This window comes from Caballeronia sp. LZ019, assembly GCF_031450825.1.
Taxonomy (GTDB): Bacteria; Pseudomonadota; Gammaproteobacteria; order Burkholderiales; family Burkholderiaceae; genus Caballeronia.
The window spans coordinates 2,028,513-2,042,581 of record NZ_JARTVZ010000005.1 but is presented as its reverse complement, the minus strand read 5'-3'; the positions used below and the strand labels follow the sequence as shown (position 1 = coordinate 2,042,581).

Sequence of the window (14,069 nt, the reverse complement as noted above, 5' to 3'; positions counted from 1 at the left end):
ACGCACGGCATGAAGCGCGTGGTGCTCGCGTCCAATAACGCGGGCAAGCTGCGCGAATTCGCATCGCTGCTGGGGGCGGCGGGCATCGAACTTATCGCGCAGGGCGAGCTCGGCGTGCCGGAAGCGGAAGAGCCCCATGCGACGTTCGTCGAGAATGCGCTGGCGAAGGCGCGTCACGCGTCGTCGCTGACGGGCCTGCCCGCGCTCGCGGACGACTCCGGCCTCTGCGTGCGTGCGCTGAACGGCGCACCCGGCGTCTATTCGGCGCGCTACGCGATGATCAACGGCGGCGAAAAAAGCGACGCCGCCAACAATGCGCGGCTCGTCGCGGACCTCGCGAACGAGACCGACCGCCGCGCTTACTATTTCTGCGTGCTCGTGCTGGTGCGGCATGCGAACGATCCCGAACCGCTCATCGCGGAAGGCCGTTGGCATGGCGAAGTAATCGATGCGCCGCGCGGCGCGAACGGCTTCGGCTACGATCCTTATTTCTTTCTGCCGACGCTCAACGCGACGGCCGCCGAACTCGAGCCCGCACGCAAGAACGCGCTGAGCCATCGTGCGCTCGCGCTGCGTGATCTGCTGCAACGGCTGAAGGAACTGGCGTGAGCACGGGACCGAAGACGATCAATGTCGTTCAGGCGTTCACGTCGCCGGGAAGCATCCGGCTCACGTCGCTGCCGCCGCTTTCGCTTTATGTGCATTTTCCGTGGTGCGTGCGCAAGTGTCCGTACTGCGATTTCAACTCGCACGAATCGAAGGACGATACCTTCCCCGAAGACCGTTATCTCGATGCGTTGCGCGCCGATCTCGAAAGCGCGTTGCCGCTCGTATGGGGACGTCAGGTCCATACCATCTTCATCGGCGGCGGCACGCCGTCGTTGCTCTCGGCGAAGGGGCTCGATCGCTTGTTGTCCGATGCCCGCGCCCTGCTCCCCCTCGACGCCGACGCGGAGATCACGCTCGAAGCCAACCCGGGCACGTTCGAAGCCGAGAAGTTCGCGCAGTATCGGGCAAGCGGGGTGAATCGCCTGTCGATCGGCATTCAGAGCTTCAACGAGGCGCATCTGAAGGCGCTCGGGCGCATCCACGATGCGACGCAAGCCAGGCGCGCGGTGGAGATCGCCGGGAAGCACTTCGACAACTTCAATCTCGATCTGATGTTCGCGTTGCCGCAGCAGACGCTCGCCGAATGCCGGCAGGACATCGAGACGGCGATTGCGTTCGCGCCGCCGCATCTGTCGCTGTATCACCTGACGATGGAGCCGAACACGCTCTTTGCGAAGTATCCGCCCGCCTTGCCCGACGACGATGCCGCCGCCGACATGCAGGACTGGATTCACGAGCGCACGCGAGATGCGGGCTACGAGCGCTACGAAGTATCGGCGTATGCGAAGCCGCATCGGCAGAGCCGGCACAATCTGAACTACTGGCGTTTCGGCGACTATCTCGGCATCGGTGCCGGCGCGCATACCAAGCTGTCCTTTCCGCAGAAGATCGTGCGGCAGGCGCGCTTCAAGCATCCGTCGACGTATATGGATCAGGCGTTGTCGTCCGGGCAGAGCGCGGTTCAGGAAGAGCGTGAAGTCGGTCCGCGCGATCTGCCTTTCGAGTTCATGCTGAACACGCTGCGGCTGGTCGAGGGTTTTCCGGTGCACGCGTTCGTCGAGCGCACGGGCCTGGCGATGTCCGCCATCGAGCCCGCGCTCGTCGAAGCGGAGAAGCGCGGACTCATCACGCGCGATTTCGAGCGCATTGCGCCGACCGAACTCGGCCAGCGGTTTCTGAACGATCTGCAGGAGCTGTTCCTGAAGGATACGGACCGTTGAGCGCGCCGACGATGGCGCCCGGCTCGGTGATGCGGCATCGTCCGTTCGCGCTTTTCTGGAGCGCGCGGGTGATGTCGTCGGTGGCGTTTCAGATGATGTCGGTCGCGATCGGATGGCAGGTCTATTCGATCACGCACAGCGCGTTTGCGCTCGGGCTCGTCGGGCTCGCGCAGTTCCTGCCGATGTTCGTGCTCACGCTCGTGGTCGGGCATGTGGCGGATCGCTATGACCGGCGCACCATTGCGTACGTCTGTCAGACGATCGAGGGCATCGCGGCGCTGGTGCTGTGCTTCGGGGCGTGGCGCGGCTGGGACCACGTCGGGCCGATCTACGCGATCGCGATGATCACCGGCGCTGCGCGCGCATTCGAATCGCCATCGATGGCGGCGCTGCTGCCGAATCTCGTCGCGCGCAACCAGTTGCAGCACGCGAGCGCGTGGTCGACATCGGCGAATCAGACCGCGCAGATCCTTGGCCCGGCGATGGGTGGCCTGCTTTACGGGCTCGGCGCGTCGACCGTTTATGGCGCGGTGACGGTCGCGTTCATCGTCGCGGCTTGCGCGGTCGGGGCGATCCGCATCGACGAAGCCGTCCGCATGCGTGCGCCTTTGTCGTTTGCGGCGTTGTTCAGCGGGATCGGCTTCATTCGAAGCAAGCCGGTGATTCTCGGTGCGCTGTCGCTCGATCTCTTTGCGGTGCTGCTTGGCGGCGCGACGGCGCTGCTGCCCGTGTTCGCGCGTGACATCCTGCATACCGGTCCGTGGGGGCTGGGCGTGTTGCGGGCCGCGCCGGCGGCGGGCGCGTTGGCCGGATCGATCTGGCTTGCGCATTTTCCGCTGCGACGGCGCGCGGGGACGGCGCTTTTCGGCGGCGTGATCGCGTTCGGCATCGCGACGATCGTGTTCGGGCTGTCGAGCAATCTCTATGTGTCGCTGATCGCGCTGGCGGCGCTGGGCGCATCGGATGTGATCAGCGTGGTCGTGCGCATGTCGCTCGTTCAATTGCAGACGCCGGACGAGATGCGCGGACGCGTCGGCGCGATCAATTCGCTTTTCATAGGGACGTCGAACCAGCTCGGCGAATTCGAATCGGGGATGACGGCGGGCCTGTTCGGCGCGGTGCCGGCGGTGCTGATCGGGGGTATCGGCACGATTGCGGTTGCATTGCTGTGGATGCGGCTTTTCCCCGCGCTGAAGGCGACGCGCACGCTGGAAGGCTGAGCGTTTCTTCCGGCTGGCGAGTTGCGCTACAATACGCGCCTTGCTGGAGGTGTGGCCGAGCGGTTTAAGGCACCGGTCTTGAAAACCGGCGAAGGAGCGATCCTTCCGTGAGTTCGAATCTCACCGCCTCCGCCAGCGACAGAACAAAGGCCCCGTCAGTCAAGTGACTTACGGGGCCTTTTCGCAACCGGCCTTTCAGCCGATCAGACAAGGCGCTCAACGTTGAACGGCTACAGTGCTCGCCCTCACCGTCTGCGAAAGCGCGAAAAACTGTTCCGACGAAAGCGCCCTTCCGTCGTCAGCGAACCCCGTTCGAGCCTGCGCATGCATGGTGGTCACGACGCTGTCACAGCGCCGCTCGGAAAGACGGAGCGACCGCGAGTCCGGATCATGCTCCACCGCAACAAGTTCGGCGTCGTGAAAATTGGGTGCATCGGCAAGGGTTTGAACGGGCGTGAATCTGGAAGTAATCATCCGCTGGTCAACGGAAGAGTAGTGAGCGGCGCCCGCAACTATCTTTCCCGGTGAAAGAACTTGACGCTCCATTTCTGGGCGTGCGATACGCTTTGTTCATGGTCATGATCGAAGTCGAGGTCCACAACCGCTGCCATCGCTCACATACAACCGCATCCTGTTACTGCCGGTGCAATGTTAGCTTTGTGTTCTCACTGGTTATGAGAGTCGACTTCGACCGACCGCATCCTGTCGAATTCAACCGTTGCCTCGGCGCCGAGCGACGCGGAGATTCTTGCGATCTTCTTCATGGGCCAGTTATCACCCCAGGGATGCGCCTCCTCCAATGCCTTTCGTGCCACTGCGTATTCAGTCGAGGACTCCGTCAGTAGCGTCAAACTGTAGACGACGTTCTGAGCAACGAATCCCTCGACGATGAAACGAGTAGCCCCTTCGAAGTAGATGCTGGCGCGGCGTTTCTTGAAGTCGTCGCAAAGTTGAATGGTTAACTCATGAGTCCCCATATCCAGCGAGACGCCGACCCGGAACCAATCATGGAACGATTGCATACATCCTCTTAATAGGACCAAGGGCTAAAAGGAACTACGTCGTATCCGGTATCGCGGCCCCCGGTTCCCCACTTATGCGCGTGCGGCCGTAAGCCGTTGTGGACATGATCGAAATCCAGATCAACTACGGGCCTGCCGTCAGAACCATAGAGCCGCATTTGACCGCTGCCGGAATTCGTGTACCAGCTTCCCGGTTCCCCGAGATTCGGCGTCTTTGCAACGTCCCACACGTCACCGTCTGGCATGTCCGGCGAATATTCGAACGGCTGGGCGTCTGCAAGCGGTGTAACTTCTGACAGGCTCGATGGCTCATCGACCTCCTGGGGCATTCGCAGCCCCCCGCCGTACTTTTGAACCGCTCGGATTGCGCGGTAATCGCCTGCGGCTTGCGCCGGTCTTCCTGAATTGACTTCACGCAGACTCGCAAGTCATCGGGCGTCGGCACGAAAATCGAATCGCCTCGCGTCACCGCTTCGCGCACGGCCTGCGCGATCTCCCTTGTTTCCCGCCATACCCAATGCGGAAAGGACCTATCGGAGCGACCGAGCGCCGAACGCAAGTCAGAGTCGGAGCTCGATAATCGAATCACGGTGAAACGGTTGAGGAATGCGTGGCGGGCGACTCTCATGGCTATGGTGATAGCGTCTATCTCTTCGCGAGTCACTTCCGTGGCATTCCGGTTTGTGCAAAAACAGTAATGGCTAGCCGGAAAAAACATACGTGGATTTCTCACGCTGAGATAAACCGATCGATGAATGCTCTGCCAAAACAGATATGTGTACCGGTTGTTTTCGTCGTGAATGCCGTAGTCCGGACCAAGGTGAAACATTGCGTTCCTTACCTCTCCGCTGTCTTGAAAGAGAGCGTCAGAAGTACCACAAAACGGCGAAACGAAACCAGTGCGTTATTCTGAAAAGCCAATGGGGTAACGTTTCCAATAACGACCGCGCTGCGAAGCAGCGTAAAAAGATGCGCCTGAGTCGGGTTCGTTGATTGAAGCGCTCCCGTTGCCTTCTCAGCTCAGCTCGCGGGCATCGGCAATCGACCTATGAGGATACGTGCCCCTGCACGCCCGCATGCGATGCATTCGCTTTGGAACGCCCTCGCCTGCGCTCTATCTAACACGCCTCCATTCCTTACGCGGAGCACCGTGCATGAAATTTCCAAGCGGCATCCCGGCAATTCTTCTCGCGCTCGCGCCGCTCGCCATGGCCCCGTCCACCCGCGCCGAAGAAACACCCAACGCCCAATGGCGCGCATCTGAAACAACGCTCTTCGACCTCATTCAGAACGGCTACACGATGGTCAGCACGACGAGCGTCGCCGCGCGCAGCACGGGGCTGCCCGAAGACACCTACCTCCTGCAAAAGACAAACAGCGTCTATCGCTGCGTGGAAACGCGCGCGACCGATTCCGCCGCCACGCGTTCCATCACGCCGCTGCGCTGCGCCGAACTGGTCAAGCCGTACCGCGACTGATGCGGACCTCGCGTCAGTTGTCGTCCGTCCTGACAGGACGCTCGTGCGGCGCCGGCTCGGCCTTGTCGGCATCGGGAACGGATGCGTTCTCGTCCGGTGACGGCGGGGGTTGTTGCTCAGGCGCGCCGTTGGAAGGGGGATCGTTAGCGGGTGACATGGCATTCTCCCAAGAGGCACGGGGCGCCTCGCCCCTACCTTAGCACCGCACCGGCGCTGCGCTCAACCCACCGGCGGCTCGCCTTCGCCCGGCTCTTTCCCCGGCTGGTCGTTCGGCGCCTGCTTGCGACCTGCATCGTCACGCTCCGGCAGCTTGCTCTTCTCGTTGTCGCTATGCTCGGCGGGCTGCGCGTCTTCAGGCCGATTCGCTTCGCTGCTCATGACTCCCTCCTTTCTCCGTTCGATGGTGAACCATCGATAGCAAGTTATGCACCCGTCGACGCCACCACCGACTACTATTGAATCATCGCGTCACCCGTTCTTTCGCTCATGTTCGCCATATTCCTGCGACGGTCGGGCATCTGCCTCGCGTCGATGCTCCTTCTCGCGACCACCGCCTGCACCATCACGCCGCCGCCCGGCGTGCTGCAGGCGCGCGCCACGGCGCCCGCCACACCCGCGCCCAGCCCGACACTCGACGACTACAAGGCGCGCATCGCCGAGCGCATCTTCGAGCGCAATCCGTCGCTCGTGCTGCGTGGCACGCCGCAGGCGATGCTTCGCTCCTTCGTCCTCGTCTCGTTCACCGTCGATCGCAGCGGGCGGGTGGTGCACTCGTCGGTGTATCGCACGAACGGGGACGATGAAGCCGAAGCCACCGCGCTCGCGTCGCTGCGTCGATCCGCGCCGCTGCCCGCGCCGCCCGCGCGGCTCCTGAACGGCAGCGGACAGATCGAGCTTTTCGAAGGATGGATGTTCAACGACAACGGCCAGTTCCAGCTGCAGACATCGCACTCGCCGCAAGCGACGACCATCGATTAGCGCGCGCCGGCGAACGAGTTGGCGCTCCCCGCGCCCGGTCGATATAATTTTTGACACCCCTGCCGGCTCCACCGGCACCGCCTTCGCCGCGCGCCGACCCCGCGCGCCGTGCGAAGCGCCCATGCGGCCACGCCGCACCGCCTCGCGCACCACTCCCGCGCAGCACGAGGCATCGTATCCAATCCCTATAAAAGCATGACCGAGCGCCATCGTCCATGTGCCGTCGATGCGCGCAACAGCGTTTCATGAAACGGAGACACCATGTCCTCAACCCCGCTTTCCGCCGAAAATTCCGGCGATAAAGCCCAAAGCACCTCGCGCGTGATCTTCGCGAGCTTCATCGGAACCGCGATCGAGTTCTACGACTTCTACGTGTACGCGACCGCCGCCGCGCTTGTCATCGGACCGGTGTTCTTCCCGCACGGATCGCCGGCGGCGCAGGCGTTGTCGGCGTTCGTCACGTTCGGCATCGCGTTTCTCGCGCGTCCGGTCGGCTCGTTCCTGTTCGGGCATTTCGGCGATCGCGTCGGGCGCAAGTCGACGCTCGTCGCCTCCCTGCTCGTGATGGGCGTTTCCACGACGCTCATCGGCTTCGTGCCGGGCTACGATTCCATCGGCAGTCTTGCGCCCGTGCTGTTGTGCATCCTGCGCTTCGGGCAAGGCATCGGGCTCGGCGGCGAATGGGGCGGCGCGGCGCTGCTCGCGACCGAATATGCGCCGAAGGGCAAGCGCGGTCTCTTCGGCATGTTTCCGCAACTGGGGCCATCGGTCGGGTTCCTGGCGTCGAACGGATTGTTCTTCGGGCTCGCCCTCTCCCTTTCCGACGAGCAGTTCCGCAGCTGGGGCTGGCGCGTCCCGTTCATCGTCAGCGCGGTGCTGGTGGCGCTCGGCCTCTACGTGCGCCTGAAAATTGCGGAAACGCCTGCGTTCCGCGCCGCACTCGAGCGACAGGAGCGCGTGCGCGTGCCCATCGCGACGCTGCTCGGCCGCCATCTCGGGCCGACGCTGCTGGGCGCGCTCGCGATGGTCGTCTGCTACACGCTGTTCTATATCTCGACGGTCTTTTCGCTGTCCTACGGCGTCGCGACGCTGCACTTCTCGCGCGAAAAGTTCCTCAGCCTGCTGTGCTTCGCCGTGCTGTTCATGGCGATCGCCACGCCGATTTCCGCCATCGCCAGCGACCGCTTCGGCCGCAAGCCGGTGCTGGCCGTCGGCTGCATCGCGGCGATCCTCTCGGGCTTCGCGATGTCGCCGTTGCTCGGCAGCGGCAACACGGCTTACGTCGCGCTCTTCCTGGTGATCGAACTGTTCCTGATGGGCGTCACCTTCGCACCGATGGGCGCGCTTCTGCCCGAACTCTTCCCGACGAACGTGCGTTACACGGGCGCGGGCGTCGCCTACAACCTGGGCGGGATTCTGGGCGCATCGGTGGCGCCGTATATCGCGCAACTGCTCGCCAATCGCGGCGGGCTGGCGTGGGTCGGCGCTTATGTGTCGGTGGCGGCGGCGGTGAGTCTCTTCGCCGTGCTGGCCATGCGCGAAACGCGCGATATCACGCTGGAGTGATCGGAGCCGATACGCTCAGCGCTCGCGCCGCCGGTCGACGGCATGCGCGGGCGCCGGCCGCTGCTCGATGACCGGCAGCCGCCGCGCCGGTTTCGCGCCGGCGCGCGCCGCCTCTTTCGCTCGGACCGCCTTCGCCGCCTTGCGATCCGCCCAAACGCGCGCGAGCCATAGCAGCACGCCGACGGCGAGCGCATCGGCGGCGAGCCCCGCGAGCCAGTGCGACGGCGTCCGTCCAAGCTGATCGACGCCCATCACGCGCAGCGCCGTATCCAGCACGAGCGACACGCAGGTGCCCGCGATGAAGCACACGAGCCCCTGCTGCCCCACCGTGACGACGCCCGGCAGCCTGCGCGCGAGGTCGCCTATCCATCCTCGATACACCGCCCGCGCAACGATCCACGCGACGACCGCGAAACTCACGATGCGCAGCGTCGCGAGGTTCTGCTTCATGTATCCCGGCGGCGCCTGCGTCTCGAGAAAGAGCTTGGCGAACGCAAACGTCAGCGCGAACGCGACCGCGACGCACGTGAGCCAGCGCGCGGTCCGGCTCGCGTGAAACGTGGCGCTGACCGGCTGCGCGCGCGCCAGCACGCCCGCCACGAACATGAGCTGCCAGGCAAAAGGGTTGAAGGACCATGCCTGCGCATACGATGCCGGCAGCGCATGCGCGAGCGGCGCGGCGGCGAGCCACAGCAGCAGGCTCCCGAACATCACGGCGACGGGCCTGCGTTGCGCGAGCGGCGCGGCGACCGGCACGGCAAGGGCGAAGAGCGCATACATCGGCAGCACCGACGACAGATACGGCTGCTGACGCAACGTCGCGACATCGAGCATCAGGCCGAAGGGACGCCCGAGCAGCGCAGGCCATTCGGTGTACTGCAGCATCGGCGAATCGATCCGAAGGAACATCAGGAGCGCGCCGCAGAGCAGCATCAGCATCGCCGTCAGAAGATACGCGCGATAGATCTCCCAGCTTCGTCTGAAAAAGCGTCGGCGAGCGGCCGGGTTGCCACGGCGAGTCGCGAGCGCCGTGTAAGCCGCCGCCGACGCATAACCGCCAAGAAAGACGAAGACTTCAGCGGAGTCGCAGAACGCGTAGCGATGCAGCGTGAAGTGCGACAACACGCTTCCCGATATATGGTCGACCGCGATGACCAGCAGCACGATTCCCCGGAAGAAATCGACTTCGAGAGAACGTGTGGTCGGGGAAGTCATCGATCGGAAGCTCCAACGGACTGCGGTCGGGCGCGCCTCTCAGGGACGATTGCGCGCATGCGGGTTGGTAACCGGCCTTGCTGAAAGATTCCCTGAAATGCGTGCATCAAAGCTAACACCTGAACGCCGTCCGCAATGTGGCGGGAATATGGCGTTTCTGCCGGTTTGCCGCTGAACGCGGCGTGCCTATACTCGATCGAAGCAAGGCATTCAACGGGGACCACCATGCGCCTCTTTTTTCAAACCTCGCATCTCGTCGCGATGATCGCCATCGCGCTGTCCGTCGCCCTCCTGCTTGCGATCCGGTTCCGCCCCGCGACATGGCGCGGGGTCGTGTGCGAAGCGGTCATCGCCAATCTCGGCGCGATCGCGGCAGTCGTTGCTTTCGAAGTACTTACGGCTTGATCGATCGAGCGAAGAAGTTCGAAAGTCGATTGAACTTCCATCACAGGGTCTAGTCCGAACGTGTGATGCCGCGCTTGCCGACGAATCTCTTCCGGCGCGCGCGGCGCTCTTCTCCTCTCCGCTCCTGCTTTGTGGGAGCGTTTCCTGGGCGCCCGGCGAAAGCCTCGCGCCTGTTCTTTTTTCTGGCGGTCTTTCGCTTCTCGCGCGGCGCGCCATCGTTTATGAGATGGTCGTTATAATCGGCGCTCCTTCGAAAGCGACGGCTAACGCATGCTCCGAGCGCTCCGCTCCCTCTCGACCCTCACCACGCGCCGCACGCGCAGTCTCTGGCGGCGCTACGGCATCTTCTGGCTGGGTGCGATCCTCGTCGGTCTCGTCGCGGTGTACTACGCGCGGCTCATCGACTGGGGCTACGACCTTTTCATGCACTATCGCGCCGGGCATCCGTGGCTGCCGCTCATCGTGACGCCGGCGGTCGCGGCGCTGTGCGTCTTTCTCACGCGCAGTTTCTTTCGCGGCTCGGAAGGCAGCGGCATCCCGCAGGTCATCGCCGTGCTGCATAGTCCGACATCGGCGGCGGCAGGCAGGCGGCTGCTGACGCTGAAGATTCTCGCGAGCAAGATCGCCGTCTCGTTCATCGCGATTCTCGGCGGCTTCACGATCGGACGCGAAGGACCGACCGTGCAAGTCGGCGCGGCGCTGATGTTCAACATGCGGCGCTTCTATCCGCGTTCGAATTCGCTGATCGAACGGCAACTCGTGCTGGCGGGCGCGGCGGCCGGCTTGTCGGCGGCGTTCAACACGCCGCTTGCGGGCATCGTGTTCGCGATCGAGGAACTCACGCGCAGTTTCTCGACGCGCGCAAGCGGCGTGCTGATCACGGGCATCATCATCGCGGGTATCGTCGCGCTGGGGCTGAACGGCAACTACACGTACTTCGGCACCATCGACGTCGGCGCGCACTTTCCCAGTCTGCTCGCGGTGGCGGTCGTCGTCACGGCGGTCATTACCGGCATTGCGGGCGGCGTCTTCTGCTGGCTGCTGCTCAATACGGCGAAATGGATTCCCGCGCCGCTGCGCACACTGCACGCGTCGCGTCCGGTCGTCTTCGCGGCGCTGTGCGGGCTCGTCATCGCTGTAGTGGGCGTCGTGTCGGGTGGCACGACGTTCGGCAGCGGCTACGCGGAAGCACGCGGCCTGCTCGAAGGACGCGAGCATCTGTCGGTGTTTTATCCGCTGCTGAAAATGGTGTCGATGATCGGCTCGTATCTGCCGGGCATCCCCGGTGGCATCTTTGCGCCGTCGCTCTCCATTGGCGCGGGCTTCGGCAACGTGATCCACATGCTCTTCACCGACATGCCGTTGCCGATGCTGATCGCGCTCGCGATGGTCGGCTATCTCGCCGCCGTCACGCAGTCGCCGATCACGGCGTTCGTCATCGTGATGGAGATGATCAACGGCCACGCGCTCGTGATCTCGCTGATGGCGACTGCACTCATCTCGAGCCGCGTGTCGCGCGCGTTCGCGCCGCCGCTCTATGAAGCGCTGTCGGAGCGCTATCTGACGCCTGTGGCGCCGCAAGCGCCATCGCCGGAAGTGCCGGAAGCCGAAGAGACGCGCGTCGAAAAACGGACGTGAATCGCGGCACGCAAACGATAGCGCGCAAAAGCAAAAAGCCAGGTTCCAACCGATCCTGGCTTTTTTCATTTGGCGACGCCCCGCGCCAAGCGGATGACGCCGCGCGATGCGCGAAGGCGCGTTACGCCTGCGGAATCTCGATCTTCACTTCCAGCACTTCGAGATCGTCCTGACGTTCGAGGCTCACTCGAATATCGTCATCGGAAATCTTCACGTACTTCGAAATCACGGCAACGAGTTCCCGTTGCAACGCCGGCAGATAATCGGCGGCGGCTCTGCCACCCGCGCGCTCGTGCGCAATGATCAACTGCAAGCGTTCCTTCGCGACCGTAGCGGACTTCTTTTTCTCGCCCAGCAAAAACGAAAGAATCGACATTGCGTCCCCTTACTTGGTGCCGAAGATGCGTTGCAGCAGGCCAGGCTTCTGGTAGTCAGTGAAACGCAGCGCCTTTTCCTCGCCGAGGAAACGCGACACCACGTCCTTGTAGGATTCCGCGACATCGGTGCCGTCGAGATGCACGGCCGGCAGACCCTGGTTCGATGCATGCAGCACCGCTTCCGATTCCGGAATCACGCCGATCAGCTCGATACGCAGGATTTCCTGGATGTCGTTGAGCGACAGCATCTCGCCTTCCGACACGCGCTTCGGGTTGTAGCGTGTGATGAGCAGGTGTTCCTTGACGGGCTCCTTGCCTTCCATCGCGCGCTTCGTCTTCGATGCGAGAATGCCGAGAATGCGGTCCGAGTCGCGCACCGACGACACTTCCGGATTCGTCACGATGAGCGCTTCGTCCGCGAAGTGCATCGCCATCAGCGCGCCGGATTCGATGCCCGCGGGGGAATCGCACACGATGTACTCGAAGTCCATCTTGATGAGTTCGTCGATGACCTTCTCGACGCCTTCGAGCGTCAATGCGTCCTTGTCACGCGTCTGAGACGCCGGAAGGATATAAAGGTTCTCGCATTTCTTGTCCTTGATGAGCGCCTGGTGCAGGTTCGCTTCGCCCTGAATGACGTTGATCAGGTCGTACACGACGCGGCGTTCACAGCCCATGATGAGGTCGAGGTTGCGCAGACCGACGTCGAAGTCGATCACGGCCGTCTTGTGGCCGCGAATCGCGAGCGCCGATGCGAAGCTTGCGCTGGTGGTCGTCTTGCCGACGCCGCCCTTCCCCGAAGTCACCACAATGATTTTTGCCATACAAGTACCTTGTGTTCGTCAATAGGTCCGCTCGCGCCTCGTGCATGAGCGCGCGCCAAACGCAGCGGGCGCGCGGCTTCAGGTCAGCCGCAGCGGTTCGATCATGAGTTTTTCTTCGTCGAGCCAGATCTGCACGGGCTTGCTTTGCACATCGGCTGCGAGGGGGTTCTCGGTCGTCCGGTAGATTCCGGCGATGGAAATCAGTTCCGGCTCGAGGCACGTGCAGAAGATGCGCGCATCGAGATTGCCGTGCACGCCGGCGAGCGCGCGGCCACGCAACGGCGCATAGATATGGATGTTCCCTTCCGCGATGACCTCGGCCCCGTACGACACCAGCCCGAGCACGATGAGATCGCCCTTCGCATACACCTGCTGCCCCGAGCGCAGCGGCCGGTCGATGATGGTCGCGGGTTGCGGCAGCGCGGGCGGCGGCTCCTTCGCGACGGCCGCTTCGATGACGGCGGCGGCTTCGGTGTTGGGCTTCGCTTCATCCACCGAAGGCTTCGGTGAACCACGACGGTCGCGCGCTTCGAGCATGGGCAGGCCGCCCGCGTTCGCCCACTGGATCGCCCACGTCTGCGACGGCAATGCGACGACGCCCACGGGACGCATGTGCACGCTCTTCAACAGCGCCTCCAGCTCCGCCAGCGATACACGCTCGCCTTCGCCGCCTTCAGCCGAAGCGAGCCGCCGCACGTCGATGGCGACGACGTCGTTCGCGAAAAATTCGGGAGTCGCTTCGAAGCGCCGTGTGAGTTCGGTGCGAAGGGCATCGAGGTCGGGAGTCTTGACGACGAAGAGAAGCGTGTCGACGGAGCCGCTGCGCAGTTCGAAGAAGGGCGTTTTGTTGAGCGACATAGGAACGGCCAAAAATTTTGCGTATTTTACAGGCGTACACGCTCGCGGCCATAGTTTTTCAGGCCGATTTTCTGGCATCGAACAGATGAGTGCGTGCGGCGCGCACGCGATGCAGAGGCTTGACCGAAGGGCTTAAACGTCGTGTCCGGACTTCATGTGACGCACGTAGAGCGATTCCGCTTCCTGCTCGTGCATCGGCATCGCGCGTCGATCGCCGGTGGGGCCGAAGCCGAGGCGTTCGTAGAAGCGCATCGCGTTGCGGTTCTCATCGGCGATCCATGCATGCACTTCCGATGCGCCCTGCTCCGCGAGCCACTGCGATGCGAAGTTCACGAGCAGTTCGCCGCCGCGCAAATGACGGACCGCCGGGGCGACCCAGAGCGCGCTCACGAACGCGCGCCTGTCATCGGTTTCTTCGATATACGCATGCACGAGCCCGGCCGGATGCCCTTCGGTGTACAGCAGGAATGTCGCGAGCCGGGGCGAGCCGGCGTGCAGCGAGGCGGCATCGTCGAAGGAAGCGGGATCGACGAGCAGCGTGTCTTCCAGTGTTTCGCCGAACGCGTACGGCGCTTCGCGCAGCGATGCCGTGCGAAGCTCGCGCAAAACCGAACCTTGTTGCGCGCCGATGCGGCTGACGGTCAGTGAGGGACTCATGC

At 63.4% G+C, this 14,069-nt stretch carries 15 protein-coding genes and 1 tRNA gene; 9 read left to right on the top strand and 7 right to left on the bottom strand.

Annotated elements, in window-relative coordinates; all coding sequences use genetic code 11:
* Positions 1-9: 9 nt before the first annotated feature.
* The 4 genes from rdgB to P9255_RS22975 all read left to right on the top strand — a co-directional run bounded on the left by rdgB (position 10) and on the right by P9255_RS22975 (position 3,184).
* On the top strand, positions 10-609 hold the full coding sequence (gene rdgB, locus P9255_RS22990) for an RdgB/HAM1 family non-canonical purine NTP pyrophosphatase (RefSeq protein ID WP_309790791.1): 600 nt from the start codon (positions 10-12) through the stop codon (positions 607-609).
* Positions 606-1,829, top strand: coding sequence for a radical SAM family heme chaperone HemW (gene hemW / locus P9255_RS22985; protein ID WP_309790473.1), 1,224 nt, complete (start codon positions 606-608; stop codon positions 1,827-1,829). Before rdgB ends, hemW begins: the two co-directional genes overlap by 4 nt.
* 11 nt (positions 1,830-1,840) lie before the next feature.
* Complete coding sequence (locus P9255_RS22980; protein ID WP_309765324.1) at positions 1,841-3,049, top strand: MFS transporter; 1,209 nt, start codon at positions 1,841-1,843, stop codon at positions 3,047-3,049.
* 45 nt (positions 3,050-3,094) lie between these two features.
* Positions 3,095-3,184 (top strand) — tRNA-Ser (locus tag P9255_RS22975).
* A 530-nt stretch (positions 3,185-3,714) separates the two neighbouring features.
* Here the strand turns inward: P9255_RS22975 and P9255_RS22970 are convergent.
* Entirely contained in the window at positions 3,715-4,071 is a 357-nt protein-coding gene (locus tag P9255_RS22970) for a hypothetical protein (RefSeq protein ID WP_309763056.1), read from the bottom strand.
* Positions 4,072-5,225: 1,154 nt separating this feature from the next.
* On the opposite strand from P9255_RS22970, the gene P9255_RS22965 reads away from it, so the two are divergent.
* A complete protein-coding gene (locus tag P9255_RS22965) occupies positions 5,226-5,549 on the top strand; it encodes a hypothetical protein (protein WP_309763057.1) in 324 nt (107 codons plus the stop codon).
* A 219-nt stretch (positions 5,550-5,768) separates the two neighbouring features.
* Here the strand turns inward: P9255_RS22965 and P9255_RS22960 are convergent, their stop codons facing one another.
* Positions 5,769-5,927, bottom strand: a complete 159-nt coding sequence (locus P9255_RS22960; RefSeq protein ID WP_309763059.1) for a hypothetical protein — start codon at positions 5,925-5,927, stop codon at positions 5,769-5,771.
* A gap of 108 nt (positions 5,928-6,035) precedes the next feature.
* Here P9255_RS22960 and P9255_RS22955 point away from each other — a divergent pair, with 108 nt between their 5' ends.
* Entirely contained in the window at positions 6,036-6,527 is a 492-nt protein-coding gene (locus tag P9255_RS22955) for a TonB family protein (RefSeq protein WP_309763060.1), read from the top strand.
* Between the two features lie 261 nt (positions 6,528-6,788).
* A complete protein-coding gene (locus P9255_RS22950) occupies positions 6,789-8,093 on the top strand; it encodes an MFS transporter (protein WP_309790472.1) in 1,305 nt (434 codons plus the stop codon).
* 15 nt (positions 8,094-8,108) lie between these two features.
* Here the strand turns inward: P9255_RS22950 and opgC are convergent, their stop codons facing one another.
* Positions 8,109-9,308: an OpgC domain-containing protein gene (gene opgC / locus P9255_RS22945; RefSeq protein ID WP_309763062.1), complete on the bottom strand. Its 1,200-nt coding sequence runs from the start codon at positions 9,306-9,308 to the stop codon at positions 8,109-8,111.
* Between the two features lie 225 nt (positions 9,309-9,533).
* Here opgC and P9255_RS22940 point away from each other — a divergent pair, with 225 nt between their 5' ends.
* Both P9255_RS22940 and P9255_RS22935 read left to right on the top strand, forming a co-directional pair.
* Positions 9,534-9,713: a hypothetical protein gene (locus P9255_RS22940; RefSeq protein ID WP_309763063.1), complete on the top strand. Its 180-nt coding sequence runs from the start codon at positions 9,534-9,536 to the stop codon at positions 9,711-9,713.
* Positions 9,714-9,983: 270 nt separating this feature from the next.
* Positions 9,984-11,351 (top strand): chloride channel protein, encoded by a 1,368-nt coding sequence (locus P9255_RS22935; RefSeq protein ID WP_309763064.1) that lies wholly within the window; start codon positions 9,984-9,986, stop codon positions 11,349-11,351.
* A gap of 121 nt (positions 11,352-11,472) precedes the next feature.
* Here P9255_RS22935 and minE read toward each other — a convergent pair whose 3' ends face one another.
* The 4 genes from minE to P9255_RS22915 all read right to left on the bottom strand — a co-directional run bounded on the left by minE (position 11,473) and on the right by P9255_RS22915 (position 14,067).
* On the bottom strand, positions 11,473-11,727 hold the full coding sequence (gene minE, locus P9255_RS22930; RefSeq protein ID WP_049655730.1) for a cell division topological specificity factor MinE: 255 nt from the start codon (positions 11,725-11,727) through the stop codon (positions 11,473-11,475).
* Positions 11,728-11,736: 9 nt separating this feature from the next.
* A complete protein-coding gene (gene minD, locus P9255_RS22925) occupies positions 11,737-12,552 on the bottom strand; it encodes a septum site-determining protein MinD (protein WP_309763065.1) in 816 nt (271 codons plus the stop codon).
* A 78-nt stretch (positions 12,553-12,630) separates the two neighbouring features.
* On the bottom strand, positions 12,631-13,410 hold the full coding sequence (gene minC, locus P9255_RS22920; protein ID WP_309763066.1) for a septum site-determining protein MinC: 780 nt from the start codon (positions 13,408-13,410) through the stop codon (positions 12,631-12,633).
* Positions 13,411-13,542: 132 nt separating this feature from the next.
* Positions 13,543-14,067: a GNAT family N-acetyltransferase gene (locus P9255_RS22915; protein WP_309763067.1), complete on the bottom strand. Its 525-nt coding sequence runs from the start codon at positions 14,065-14,067 to the stop codon at positions 13,543-13,545.
* Between the last annotated feature and the right edge of the window lie 2 nt (positions 14,068-14,069).